Annotated in this window: 11 protein-coding genes; 7 read left to right on the top strand and 4 right to left on the bottom strand. The window is 65.5% G+C overall.

Annotated elements, in window-relative coordinates; all coding sequences use genetic code 11:
- Positions 1 to 56: 56 nt before the first annotated feature.
- On the top strand, positions 57 to 2303 hold the full coding sequence (locus AC4D6D_RS17235; protein ID WP_491328756.1) for a TonB-dependent receptor: 2247 nt from the start codon (positions 57 to 59) through the stop codon (positions 2301 to 2303).
- A 45-nt stretch (positions 2304 to 2348) separates the two neighbouring features.
- On the opposite strand, the gene AC4D6D_RS17240 is transcribed toward AC4D6D_RS17235, so the two are convergent.
- Positions 2349 to 3218 carry an SDR family NAD(P)-dependent oxidoreductase gene (locus AC4D6D_RS17240; protein WP_491328290.1) on the bottom strand — a complete coding sequence of 290 codons (870 nt, stop codon included), beginning with the start codon at positions 3216 to 3218 and terminating at the stop codon, positions 2349 to 2351.
- Positions 3219 to 3246: 28 nt separating this feature from the next.
- A complete protein-coding gene (locus AC4D6D_RS17245; RefSeq protein ID WP_491328291.1) occupies positions 3247 to 4671 on the bottom strand; it encodes an aldehyde dehydrogenase family protein in 1425 nt (474 codons plus the stop codon).
- Positions 4672 to 4763: 92 nt separating this feature from the next.
- Between AC4D6D_RS17245 and AC4D6D_RS17250 the strand changes: the two genes are divergently transcribed.
- Genes AC4D6D_RS17250 through AC4D6D_RS17270 form a run of 5 tightly spaced genes read left to right on the top strand, consistent with a single transcriptional unit; the run spans position 4764 to position 7692 of the window.
- Positions 4764 to 5699 (top strand): LysR family transcriptional regulator, encoded by a 936-nt coding sequence (locus AC4D6D_RS17250; protein WP_491328292.1) that lies wholly within the window; start codon positions 4764 to 4766, stop codon positions 5697 to 5699.
- Between the two features lie 55 nt (positions 5700 to 5754).
- The gene (locus tag AC4D6D_RS17255) at positions 5755 to 6801 is read left to right on the top strand and encodes an alpha/beta fold hydrolase (RefSeq protein WP_491328293.1); all 1047 of its coding nucleotides are present in this window, start codon (positions 5755 to 5757) and stop codon (positions 6799 to 6801) included.
- The gene (locus AC4D6D_RS17260) at positions 6798 to 7322 is read left to right on the top strand and encodes a cytochrome P460 family protein (protein WP_491328294.1); all 525 of its coding nucleotides are present in this window, start codon (positions 6798 to 6800) and stop codon (positions 7320 to 7322) included. Before AC4D6D_RS17255 ends, AC4D6D_RS17260 begins: the two co-directional genes overlap by 4 nt.
- Positions 7323 to 7327: 5 nt before the next feature.
- A complete protein-coding gene (locus AC4D6D_RS17265; RefSeq protein ID WP_491328295.1) occupies positions 7328 to 7546 on the top strand; it encodes a hypothetical protein in 219 nt (72 codons plus the stop codon).
- Entirely contained in the window at positions 7543 to 7692 is a 150-nt protein-coding gene (locus AC4D6D_RS17270) for a hypothetical protein (protein WP_491328296.1), read from the top strand. The genes AC4D6D_RS17265 and AC4D6D_RS17270 overlap by 4 nt, the downstream gene beginning before the upstream one ends.
- 62 nt (positions 7693 to 7754) lie before the next feature.
- Here AC4D6D_RS17270 and AC4D6D_RS17275 read toward each other — a convergent pair whose 3' ends face one another.
- Positions 7755 to 8645: a sensor domain-containing diguanylate cyclase gene (locus AC4D6D_RS17275; RefSeq protein WP_491328297.1), complete on the bottom strand. Its 891-nt coding sequence runs from the start codon at positions 8643 to 8645 to the stop codon at positions 7755 to 7757.
- 291 nt (positions 8646 to 8936) lie between these two features.
- A complete protein-coding gene (locus AC4D6D_RS17280) occupies positions 8937 to 9638 on the bottom strand; it encodes a helix-turn-helix domain-containing protein (protein ID WP_491328298.1) in 702 nt (233 codons plus the stop codon).
- Between the two features lie 256 nt (positions 9639 to 9894).
- On the opposite strand from AC4D6D_RS17280, the gene AC4D6D_RS17285 reads away from it, so the two are divergent.
- The gene (locus AC4D6D_RS17285; protein ID WP_491328299.1) at positions 9895 to 12654 is read left to right on the top strand and encodes a bifunctional diguanylate cyclase/phosphodiesterase; all 2760 of its coding nucleotides are present in this window, start codon (positions 9895 to 9897) and stop codon (positions 12652 to 12654) included.
- Positions 12655 to 12712: the final 58 nt, after the last annotated feature.

A 12712-nucleotide genomic window follows, 5' to 3' on the forward strand; every position in this document is an offset into this window, starting at 1 on the left:
ATCATTAGGGGCGCGTGCCAATAGAGACCAATCAGGGGGATCTTTCGGTGCGTCCAATCGTCGCTGCCCGGCTTGCTGCGGGTATCGCTCTCGTTTCCATCGTCTCGGCACAGGTGCCGGTGCTTGCCCAGTCGGCGCAACCGCAGGACGGCGAAAAGCCCGGCGAGGCTATCGTCGTCACCGCCGCGCGCTCGGCGCTGCCGCCTTCGGCACTGCCGCTGACCATCGACATCATCGGCAAGGACACGCTCGACCAGCAGCTGACGATCGGCGGCTCCGTCACCGATGCCGTCGCCACGCTGACGCCCAGCTTCTCGCCGACCCGCCAGAAGCTCTCCGGCGCCGGCGAAACGCTGCGCGGCCGATCGCCGCTCTATGCGATCAACGGCATTCCACAGTCCACGCCGCTGCGCGACGGCAGCCGCGACGGCTTCACCATCGACGGCTTCTTCATCGACCGCGTCGAGCTGATTTTCGGCTCGAACGCCCTCCAGGGCATCGGCGGCACCGGCGGCATCGTCAATCAGGTGACGGTAGGCGCGCCGCAGAAGGAAGGGCTGTCGGGCCGTGTCCTGCTGCAAGGCACTGCCGACAACGATTTCCACGGCGACGGGCTCGGCTGGAAGGGCGGCGGCCTTCTCCAGTACAAGACCGGCTCCTTCGACGCCACGATCGGCGCGACTTACGAGAACCGCGGCGTCTACTACGACGGCCACGGCCGCCGGGTCGGCCTCAACCTCACCCAGGGCGAGACCCAGGACTCCAAGACCACGAACTTCTTCGCACGCTTCGGATACGAATTCTCTGCCAGCGCCCGCATCGACCTGATCGCCAGCCGTTTCGAGATGAAGGGTGACGGCGATTTCGTAGCGCTTGAGGGCCGCCGCCCGATCGCCGCCGATCCCACGTTCGTACCGACCAGCGCCGTGCGCGGCGATCCTCCCGGCAAGTCGGCGGCAAGCCGCACCGAAAGCCTGGCGCTGTCGCTGACCGACAAGGACCTCGGCGGCGGCAACCTCGTCACCCAGCTGTTCTTCAACCGCACCCACGACACCTTCGGCGGCGAAATCAACCCGCAGGCGACCTTCCAGGACCCCGTCCTCGCCCCGGTCGGCACCCTGTTCGACCAGTCGCAGAACCGCTCGCGCAAGCTCGGGGGCAAGTTCAGCTACGAACGGACGGTGCCCGGTTTCGAGGACCTGACCGCGATCGTCGGCTTCGATGCCCTGTTCGACAAGACCGAGCAGGCGCTGATCGCCACGGGACGCGTCTGGGTGCCGCCGAGCGACTTCCGCAGCCTCGCGCCGTTCGGCCAGCTCAATCTCAAGCTACTGGGCGGCAAGCTGCGCCTTGCGGGCGGTGCGCGCTGGGAGAACGTCCAGATCAAGATCGCCGATTTCCACACGCTGCCCTCGACCACCTTCGTCGCCTGCTCGGCCTCGCTTCCGGCGGGGACGCCCTGCGGGCTTTCCACGTACGGCGGCGTCGCGGTGGAAGGCGGCAAGCCCAAGTTCAGCGACCTGCTGCTGAACGGCGGTGTGATCCTCGAACCCTGGCAGGGCATCCGCGCCTATGCGAGCTATGCCGAAGGCTTCACCGCGCCGGATATCGGGCGCATCACCCGCTCGCTGAACCGCAGCGGCATCGACCTCGACGACTATCTCGACATCTCGCCGATCGTTACCAACAACCGCGAGATCGGGCTTGAGGTAAAGCGCGGCCCGCTGGACGCCTCGGTGGCCTATTTCTGGTCGTCGAGCGACAAGGGCCAGCTGCTGATCGCCCGGCCCGACCGGACCTTCGACGTCCAGCGCCAGCGGGTCGAGATTCAGGGGCTGGAGATCAACCTCAAGGCCCAGTTGCCGATCGACGGCCTGCGCGCCGGGATAGGCTATGCCCATATCCAGGGCCGCTACGACAGCGATTCCGCCAATCCGGACGGCGTGGTCGATACCGATCTCGACGGTTCGAACATCTCGCCGGACCGCGTCAACCTCAACGCGACTTATGCCAAGGGGCGGATTTCGGCGCTCGTTCAGACGCAGTTCTACCTGTCGCGGACCTTCCATGCCGACAGCGACAAGACCCAGCCGGACCAGCGCAACAACTTCGGCGGCTATGCCGTGACCGATGCCAGCCTGCGCTACCAGACCGACCTCGGCGGCCTGAGCCTCAGCGTGCAGAACCTCTTCGACAAGTTCTACATCGACTACAGCAGCGACACCCGCCTGCCGACCGACAACCTGGCCTTCTTCGCCGGTCGCGGTCGGACCTTCACGCTGAGCTGGGACTACCGGTTCTAATTGCCTGTCCCCCGCGCCATCGGCGGCGGGGGACAATTTCTCCGTTCAGGGCAATAGGGCGGCGAGTGCCTCGCCCTCGGGACCATCGAATACGGTTGCGCGGCTGACCGGCAACCACCGTTCATGATCCTCGCGGCGCAAGCTCTCGGCCGCATCGAACGAGGCCAGCGCATCGGTGCCAAGCACCAGATGGGCCGGGACTTCTTCGCGGCGTGAAAGGGCGAGGATCACTTGCGCGATGCGCGCCGGGTCGCCGACTTCGTTGCCCGCATAGGCCCTGATCCGCGCCAGTGTCGCGCCGACCGTTTCGGCGTAGTCCGGCAGCACCGCACCGGCAGCGGCATGGCCTGCGGTTTCGGCCCAGTCCGTGCGCATGCCGCCCGGCTCCAGCGACACGATGCGGATGCCGAGAGGGGCAACCTCGCCGCGCAGCACTTCGGTAAAGCCGCCCACCGCCCATTTCGCGGCCTGATAGGCGGCAAGACCCGGCGTGCCGACCCGGCCGCCGACCGACGAGACATTGAGAATGTGCCCCGCCCGGTTCTCCCGCATGAAGGGCAGCACCGCGCGGGTCATGTTGACCACGCCGAACAGGTTGGTCTCCACTTCGGCGCGAAAATCGGTAGGCGATTTCTGCTCGAAGGCTTCGAAATGGCCGTAGCCCGCGTTGTTCACCAGCACGTCGATGCGCCCGAAGGCGGCGATCGCGGCGGTCGCGGCCTCGGCGGTGCGGGCCTCGTCGGTCACGTCGAGCTCGAAAGGTTCGAGACGGTCGCCGTAAAGCGCCTTGAGGTCGGCCAGCTGCGCCACATCGCGCGCGGTGGCGAGCACGTTGTCGCCGCTTTCCAGCACGGCGGTCAGGACGGCGCGGCCAAGTCCGCGCGCACTTCCGGTGATGATCCAGGTTTTCTGCATGTCGTTTGCTTTCGATTGAGAAGAGAAATCAGGCGGCGGGCTTGAGGATCGCGCGCGGTTCTAGGAAAGCGTCGAGGCCATAGGCGCCGATCTCGCGCCCGATGCCGGACTGGCGAAAGCCGCCAAACGGCGCGCGGGGATCGTGCGGCGCGCCGTTGACGACCACGCGCCCGGCGATCAGTTGCCGCGCCACGCGCAGGGCGCGGCCTTCGTCGGAGGAAAGGACATAGGCCTGAAGCCCGAAGTCGGAATCGTTGGCGATGGCCACGGCATCGGCCTCGTCGTCGTAAGCGATGACGCTCAGCACCGGGCCGAAGATCTCCTCGCGGGCGACGCGCATGGCATTGGTGACATCGGTGAAGATCGTCGGCCTTGCAAACCAGCCCCGGTCCAGCCCTTCGGGCCGCCCTTCGCCGCCGGTCAGCAGGGTCGCACCGTCTTCCTGCCCGAGCCGGATATACGACTGCACGCGCTCCCAGTGCGCGGCATTGGCCAGCGGGCCGATGCGGACTTCCGGATCGGTGGGGACGCCGACCTTGAGCCTTTCCGCCTCCCGCTTCAGGCGCGCGAGGATTTCCTCCCGGCGCGAGCGGGGCACCAGAATGCGCGATCCGGCAACACAGGCCTGGCCGCTGTTGGCAAAGCCGCTCATCAGCGCCATGGGGATTGCGGTATCGAGATCGGCATCGTCGAGGATGATCGTCGGGCTCTTGCCGCCCAGTTCCAGCACTAGCCGCTTCATCGTCTCCAGCGCCGAACGCTGGATGATCTTCGCTGCCGGGGTCGAGCCGGTGAAAGTGATCAGCGCCACGTCGGGATGCGCCGACAAGGCCGCGCCGACTTCCGGGCCGGTGCCGTTCACGACATTGAGCACGCCTTTCGGCAGCCCCGCCTCATGCAGGCATTCGAGCAGGACCTGCGTCTGGATCGCGCTCTGTTCGGCAGGCTTGATGACGATCGTCGATCCCGAGCCGATCGCATGGGCCAGCTTCGTCGCAGTAAAGCCGAAGTTGCTGTTCCAGGGGGTTATCGCCCCGACCACGCCGAGCGGCAGCATCGTTACTGCGCTGGAACCGGCGGTCCGCTCGAAAGCATAGTCCTCGACCGAGGCGGCCATGACCTCGAAGATAGAGGCGGCGTTCTGCACCGAGAACCCGCTGAAATAGGCCGGTGCGCCATATTCCTCGGTCATCGCGGCGATCAGGTCGTCGCGCCGGGCCGTCACCGCATCCCGCAGCCGGTGAAGCATGGCGATCCGCTCCACCTTCGTGGTGCGGGCCATGGCCGGGAAAGCCCGCTTGGCCGCCGCGACGGCAAGGCGCAGATCCTCCCTGTCACCGAGACGCACGGAGCCGATCCGTTCTTCGGTGGCAGGGTTGAAGAGATCGAAGCGCTCGCTGCCGTGCGGCGTCACGAAAGCCCCGTCGATGTAGATCCTGTCGATGTTGCGCATAGTCGTCTCCATTCGTCATCGACGATATGGATCGCCGCCCCCGATCCGATTAGAAGTGCAATCGGTGACAGGTTGATGAGGAAAATTGCGCAATGACCAAAGCCAGTCTCGCTGAACTCGAAGCTTTCGCCACGGTCGCCCGGCGCGGCGGGTTTCGCGCGGCGGCGCGGGAACTCGAAGTTTCCTCATCCGGCCTGAGCCACGCGGTCGCCGCGCTGGAGGAGCGCTTGAACCTGCGGCTGTTCAACCGCACCACGCGCAGCGTCGTGCTCACCGCGGCAGGCACGCAGTTTCTGGAGGAGATCCTCCCCGCCCTCGCCGCGATCGACAGCGCGATCGAAAACGCGGGAGAACATCTGGGCGAACCTTCAGGCCTGCTGCGGTTGAACATGGCGCCGGGCGCGGCGCGCTTCGTCATGGCGCCGCTGATCCGCGACTATCTGAGCCGCTACCCCCGCATGAAGGTGGAGATCGTCGGCGAAGCGGCGCTGGTCGACGTGATCGGCAAGGGCTTCGATGCCGGAATCCGCCTGCGGGATAGCGTGCCGCCCGACATGATCGCCGTTCCGATTATCCCCGAAGTGCGCCTCGTCATCGTCGGTTCGCCGGACTATCTGTGCGACCGTCCCCTGCCGATCGTCCCGCGAGACCTGCTCGCGCACGAATGCATCGGCTATCGCATGGGCAGCGGGCGCCTCTACCACTGGGAATTCGCGCGCGGCGACGAGCGGCTTGCGCTGGACGTTCCGGGCCGCCTGATCCTCGACGACAGCGGGCTGATGCTCGATGCCGCGCTGGCGGGGATGGGGCTGGCCTATATTGCCGAAGAAACCGCCGCCCCGCACGTTCGCGGGGGCCGGTTGACGCCGCTGCTGAGGGACTGGATGCCGGAAGAACCGCCGCTGTGCCTCTACTATTCCGGGCGCCGCCACGTTCCGGCCAAGCTGCGGCTGTTCATCGATCTGGTCCGCGATCATGCACGCGGGCGGGAAAGCCGCCAGGGCCTCACAGGACCTCACGCCAACTAACGGGCGATCCACGCGGCAGGCGCCTATGTCGATTTCGCGTAGCAAGGAGCCCGCCATGAAGGAAGAACCCGCCCTTACCCACCCGCGCCGCCGCGAATTCGTGTCCGGCACCGCCGCGCTGGCCGCCGCTTTCCTGAGCGGTCTAGCGCCCACCATGGCCTCCGCTGCCACCAAAGCGGCACGCAGCGCTACGCCGGGCTCTTTCGGCCCGATCCGCCAGATCGCCGCGGGCGTGCTCGACATCGGCTATGTCGAGATGGGGCCATCGTCAGGACAGCCGGTCCTGCTGTTCCACGGCTGGCCCTACGACATCTACGCCTTCGCCGAAGTCGCGCCGATCCTGGCGGCGCAGGGCCACCGCGTGATCGTGCCTTACTTGCGCGGATACGGCACCACCGTCTTCCGCTCGGCCGCGACCATGCGCAACGGCCAGCAAGCCGCGCTGGCGGCGGACGGTCTCGCGCTGATGGACGCGCTGGGCATCCGCCAGGCGATCGTCGCGGGCTTCGATTGGGGCGCCCGCACCGCCGACATCATGGCGGCGCTCTGGCCCGAGCGCTGCAAGGCGCTGGTCTCGGTAAGCGGCTACCTGATCGGCAGCCAGGCCGGGAACGCCAAGCCGCTGCCGCCCCAGGCCGAGCTGCAATGGTGGTATCAGTTCTACTTCGCCACCGACCGCGGCCAGCAGGGCTATGCCGAGAACACCAAGGCCTTCAACCGGCTGATCTGGCAGCAGGCCTCGCCCCGATGGAACTTCGACGACGCCACGTACGACCGGTCGGCCAGCTCCTTCGCCAATCCGGACCATGTCGCTATCGTGATCCACAATTACCGCTGGCGGCTCGGCCTCGCACAGGGCGAAGCGCAATATGACGCCGCCGAGGCACGACTGGCCGCCGGGCCGGTCGTCACCGTGCCGACGATCACCATGGAAGGCGACGCGAACGGCGCCCCCCATCCCGCCGCCGCCGCCTATCGCGCGAAGTTCAGCGGCCCTTACGAGTACCGCCTGGTCTCCGGCGGCATCGGCCATAACCTGCCGCAGGAAGCGCCGGAGGCCTTTGCCAAGGCCGTGCTCGATGCCGGAAAGATGGCCGGATGATCCGCATCTCCACCTGCTGCCTCGCAGCTGCCGCAGCCCTGCTCGGCCTTTCCACCGTGGTCGCCGCGCGCGGCAAGGACGCAAACGTCTCGCCGGTCTACGGCGTGAAGCTGCCCAAGGGATACCGCGACTGGAAACTCATCAGCGTCGCGCATGAGGCAGGCAAGAACAACGACATCCGCGCCATTCTCGGCAACGACATCGCCGTCAGGGCCTATCGCGAGGGCAAGCGTCCTTTCCCCGACGGCGCGGTGATCGTCCGGCTCGCCTGGCAATACGAATCCTCCCCCCGCAACGACGCGGTATTTCCCGCGCCGCAATCCTTCGTGGCGGGGGCGCCGACCAATGTGCAGGTCAGCGTGAAGGATTCCCGGCTCTACGCGGCCAGTGGCGGCTGGGGCTACGGCCAGTTCGACAACGGCAAGGCAAACCCGAGCGAAGCCCTGACCCGTTCCTGCTTCGCCTGCCACGCGAAGCTCGATGCCGGTTCAGATCAGGTCTTCACCGCCTATTCCCATTGACGGCCGTGCGGTCGTCGGCAGCAGCCAAGGCGGTTCGCGGCCTGGGGGCCGTGCCGGTCGCGGACACGCTGGCTGACCTGCTGCTTCCGCAAGCCATGGCAGGCTGCGAAACCCTGGTGCACGCGGCGGCGCATATCGACCCCAGCCGGGAAACGCCGGATCATGTCGCCGTCAATGTCGAGGGACGCCCTCCGCCCTTGACGCCGTCCGCAAGTCCGGCGTGAAGCGCGTCGTTCACGTCAGCACCGAATACGTCCTGCTGAACGGTCACCCGCTGATAAACCCGGACGAACATCGCCCCTTCCCCGGGCGGCTTTCAGGCGTCTATTCGCGCACCAAGGCAATGGCGGAACGCGCTGCTCGAAGCTGAAAACAGCAGATGAAGCGGCTGGTGAGAAGTGCCTCGGCGCCTGGACCCGTTTTCCGCAGATCTCAGGCGATAATGCGGCGGGGCTTTTCCATTTCCAGGCGATTGCGGCCCTTGGCCTTGGCGCAGAACAGTGCCAGCTCGGCACGTTCGATGGTGCTGTCCATACTGTCGGCAATGCGCGCGACGCTGCCGCTGGTGGTGATCGCGAGACGACTGTCACCGACTTTCTGGCGAAGGTCGGCCAGAGTCGCGACCACCCGCGCGCAGATGGCCTGTGCCTGCTCCGGAGTCGTGCGCGGCAACAGCACTGCAAACCGCTCGGAGCCGATGCGCGAGATGATATCGTCCGACCGGAGCATTTCGCGCAGCAGGTCTGCAAAGACGCGCAGCACTTCGTCACCCACGATCTGGCCGTGCTTCATGTTGATGGTGCGGAAGAAGTCGATGCTGAACATCGCCAGACAGCCGTCCATGCCTTGGGCGATCATGTGTTCCAGCATGGAAATGAACGCCGCGCGGTTGGTGAGCTGGGTCAGGGGATCGGTGTAAGTCGCCGCGAAAAGCTGATCGCGCAGGGCGCGGCGATCGTCGATCGATCGCATCACCGCAAGCATGCCGTAAACCGCCCCGGCGTCATCCGTCAGCGGACGAATGCGAATCTCGAACCAGCTTTCGCGGGCGTCGGCAGTGAGGGCAGGAAATTCCACCCACTGCACGCTTTGACCACCGGCTACCGCCGCCTCCAGCGCGCCCGCGACCGCAGCACGCCCCGGCTCCGCCACCAGATCTAGGAGATGCGGACCGACTTCCGCGTGCGGCTGCACGCCCAGCTTGCGGATGCCGGGCGAGGCGTGCACGATCGTGCCGTCGCGATCGGTCTTGAGAATGATATCGGACGATGTTTCCGCCAGCAGTCCGTACAGCGCGGAGCTTTCCTGAACGGTAAAATTCATGCCCATCTTCGTAATGCCCCGGATTCAGAGGACCGCTGAACGATCCAACGCAAATCGGGCCACGATTCGGAATATCGTTAGCAGACATTCGAGCGCCCAAAAGACGACACACGAACATTCGGCTTCCGGTTTCCGGCGACCCTGACAATAACTTTCACCAAAAAAGGTTAGCCCCGTTATCTAACCGATCATGATTTCAAGTTATTGTTATCAATACATTTACCATCACTGCATTGAGTCGGAAAGCGCGTTAACCCTGTTACTGAACGGAAATGGAGGCAAATTTATATTTTAAAGTTCGATCATGATACGGACTTTGTCCGGGCTCGTTTCCACGGCTGCGGCGATCTGGTCGCGGCAGCGGGCGATCAGTTCGGGCAGTCCGACCACGGTGCGGCCGGGCCGCAATTCCGCGGCGGTGACGCCAAGTTCCTCGGCAATGGCATCGAGGCGTTCCTCGATCGGGCGCGCGCGGCCCTGCTCCCAGGCCCAGACGGTCGGCTTGCTGACGCCGAGGCGTGAAGCCAGTTCGCCCTGGGTGAACCCACGCAGCTTGCGCAGGCGATGGAGACGCTCTCCGAAGCTCTCGCCGCCGATGGCAGCCGGTGTGGGGACTGCCGGAGCGGGTGCAAGATCGACCTCCTGCACAGCGCTGCGCAGTTGTGCGGCGCTCAGCACGGCAGGATGGAGCGGCACGTCGAAAGCGCAACCATAGAGCCGCCCGCTGGCCCAGACCACACGCGCACGGGTCAACCCGGCCTCGGGAAGCTGGATATCGAGGGCCTCGTCGATCTCCATGTCCACCTGCGTTTCCAGCAAGAGACCGGTTTCCGAGAAGTTGTGGATCGTCACCGGAGCCTCGACGCCGGACGGCAGGGCACCTTGCGTCTCGATCATCAGCCGTTTGCGCGCAGCGCGCGGCCTGCCGCTCTCGTGGCCGGCCTCAAAACCGTTGTCGGTGAGCTTGTCTTCAAAGTGTGCCGCTATCGGCATGGCGCATTCTCCAGGAGAATCGCAACCTGTCCGCACAGGGATTAAGAATCGGTTAGCATCTTGGCTAATTTTCTACCGAGTTCCATCCGCAGAAACCCTCAGTTTGACTTTATCGCGTGCCAAAAGTCAAATTGGGATGAAATCGGCGTTAATCGATTGCTAACCCGGATATCCGTATTTTTTCGAGCACAGAATCGGGGTTGCGGTGTTCGATATCTATCTTTGCATCCGCGACGGGCATGACCTTAAATTTGTCGTGCTCGCTGCGTTGATCTGCCTGCTTTCTTCACTGACTGCCCTGGCCTTGCTGCGCCAGGCACAGTCCTGTGCTGGCAAGGCACGGCGGCGCTGGTGCTGCATGGCGGGCGCAAGCGCCGGATTCGGCATTTGGGCAACCCATTTCGTCGCCATGCAGGGCTATGCTCCGGAGATGATCACCGGCTTCGAACCGGTCCTGACCCTGACTTCGCTCGCGATTCCGATCACGACGCTGGCCCTTGCCTTCGGTATTGCCCTGAAGGGCCTGAACCGTCCGGCCTTGCTCGCCGCTTCCCTGGTGGCCGCATTGGGCATCGCCGCCATGCACTACACCGGCACCCAGGCACTGGAACTTCCGGCAGTCATGACGTGGAAACCGGGGTTCATTCTGGCATCGATCATCCTCGCTTGGCTGCCGCTTTATCCAGCGCTCGCGCTTGCGCTCGAAGACCGCCGCCTGCGCGGGCTGCTCGCGGCCACCGGCCTGGTTTCCGCCTCGGTGGTCGCCCTGCACTTTACCGGCATGACCGGGCTGACGCTGATCCCGACGCGATCAGCCCCGCCCGAGCTGCTCATCTCCCCGCGCGAAATGGCCGGTGCGGTCACCGCCGTCACCCTCCTGCTCATCGCGATTTCGGCAATTTCACTCTTCGTGAGCCGCCGCACCGCCGCCGCCCTGGCCATGAGCGAGCGGAATTTCTCGTTCCTCGTGCGCGGCATTTCCGATTGTGCGATCTACATGCTCGATCTCGAAGGCCGGGTCGTCAACTGGAACGCCGGTGCCCAGCGCCTCAAGGGCTATGCCGAAGCGGAAGTGCTCGGTCTCCACCTCTCCAGCTTCTACACTCCGGAAGACCGCGAGGCCGAACGCGACCGGATCGCCCTCGGCAAGGCACGCAGCGAGGGCCGCTACTACGGCGAGGGCTGGCGTGTCCGCCGCGACGGCACCCGGTTCTGGGCCCATGTGACGATGGAAACCATGCTGGACGACCTGGGCCAGCCGATCGGCTTCGCCAAGATCACCCGCGACATGTCCCGGTTCAAGGAAGCGCAGGATCGCATCGCCGAGGCAAGCCGCCAGCGCGACGCGGCGCTTGGCCATATGCACCAGGGCCTCTGCCTGTTCGATGCGGACGAGAAGCTCGTTCTCTCCAATCCGCGCTACATGGAGATGTACGGCCTCGAACCGGAAGCGCTGCTGCCGGGCATGCATCTTTCCGAAGTGATCCGCCTCAGCAGCGCCTTTCGCTTCGCCCCCGAGCTGATCGCGGAACGGGTCGAGGTCTCGCAGCGGGCGATCCGCGAGAACCTGGCGACCGAGTCCCATCCCCCGATCCTGTCGGAATATCCCGACGGCACGGTCATCTCCATCGCCAGCCGGCCGATGCCGGGCGGCGGCTGGGTCTCGACTTTCGACGACATCACCCGCCAGCACGAATCCGAGGCGCAGATCGCCCACATGGCGATGCACGACGGGCTGACCGGCCTGCCGAACCGCACGCGCTTCAACCTGTGGATCGACGAGATGCTCGACCAGGCCTCGCGCCACGGCAAGCGCCTGGGGGTGACCGCGATCGACCTCGACCGGTTCAAGGAAATCAACGACACCTACGGCCATGCCTGGGGCGACGTGGTTCTGGCCGAACTGGCCCGCCGCCTCCAGTCGGTGATCGGCGAGGACGAGATCGCCGCGCGCCTCGGCGGCGACGAGTTCGGCCTGGCCAAGCTCTTCGACACCGACGAGCAGCTTGCCGAATTCCTCGCCCGCGTAAGCCCCTGCTTCGACGAGCCGGTCCGGCACGAGAAGCAGGACCTCAGCTTCGGCGCCAGCCTGGGCGTGGCGGCCTATCCGCATGACGGCACCGACCGCGAAGCCCTGCTCAACAATGCCGACCTCGCCATGTACCGCGCCAAAGTGCAGATCGGCGAGCGCATCTGCTATTACGAACCCAGCATGGACGAGACCGCCCGCGCCCGGCGTCAACTCGCGAACGACTTGCGCCTCGCGATCGAACGGCAGGAACTGGTGCTGCTCTACCAGCCGCAGTGCCAGCTGCGCAGCGGGCAGCTTTCCGGCTACGAGGCGCTCGTGCGCTGGCATCATCCCGTGCACGGGCTCGTCTCCCCTGCCGAGTTCATTCCGATCGCCGAGGAATCCGGCGCGATCCTCCAGATCGGCGAATGGGTGCTGGCGCAGGCCTGCCGCGAGGCTGCCACCTGGCATTCGGACCACCGCATCGCCGTCAACGTCTCGCCGGTACAGCTCGTCCAGCAGGACCTAGCGCCGATGGTCGCGCGGGTACTGGAGGAAGCGGGACTTCCCGCCTCCCGGCTCGAACTGGAAATCACCGAAAGCGCGATCATTACCGACAAGACCCGTGCGCTCAACAACTTGCGCCAGCTCAAGAGCCTCGGCGTGGCCATTGCCATGGACGATTTCGGCACCGGCTATTCCTCGCTCGACACGCTGCACTCCTTCCCGTTCGACAAGATCAAGATCGACAAGTCGTTCCTGCTCGAATCGGACGAGAACGAGCAGGCCCGCGCCATCATCCGCGCCGTTCTGGCGCTCGGCCAGTCGCTGCGCATCCCGGTCCTGGCCGAGGGCGTGGAAACGCAGAGCCAGTTCAACCTGCTCATCAGCGAAGGCTGCGAGGAGGCCCAGGGCTACTTCCTCGGCCGCCCCGACCGCGCGCCGAGCAGCAATCCGCAATCGCCGGAAAACCTGCGCGAACTGCTGGAAGACCAGGTCGCCTGAAAATTCCCCGGAAAAGGCCTTCCCGAAGGCCTTGGATGCGCCGCTAAAGCCTCCCTTG

The sequence above is a fragment of the Novosphingobium sp. BF6 genome, assembly GCF_058273105.1.

Excerpts from the sequence above, each read along its gene's own strand:
- AC4D6D_RS17280 (WP_491328298.1), bottom strand. The coding sequence starts at position 9,638 with ATGCCGATAGCGGCACACTTTGAAGACAAGCTCACCGACAACGGTTTT.
- AC4D6D_RS17255 (WP_491328293.1), top strand. The coding sequence starts at position 5,755 with ATGAAGGAAGAACCCGCCCTTACCCACCCGCGCCGCCGCGAATTCGTG.
- AC4D6D_RS17250 (WP_491328292.1), top strand. The coding sequence starts at position 4,764 with ATGACCAAAGCCAGTCTCGCTGAACTCGAAGCTTTCGCCACGGTCGCC.
- AC4D6D_RS17260 (WP_491328294.1), top strand. The coding sequence starts at position 6,798 with ATGATCCGCATCTCCACCTGCTGCCTCGCAGCTGCCGCAGCCCTGCTC.
- AC4D6D_RS17275 (WP_491328297.1), bottom strand. The coding sequence starts at position 8,645 with ATGAATTTTACCGTTCAGGAAAGCTCCGCGCTGTACGGACTGCTGGCG.
- AC4D6D_RS17240 (WP_491328290.1), bottom strand. The coding sequence starts at position 3,218 with ATGCAGAAAACCTGGATCATCACCGGAAGTGCGCGCGGACTTGGCCGC.
- AC4D6D_RS17245 (WP_491328291.1), bottom strand. The coding sequence starts at position 4,671 with ATGCGCAACATCGACAGGATCTACATCGACGGGGCTTTCGTGACGCCG.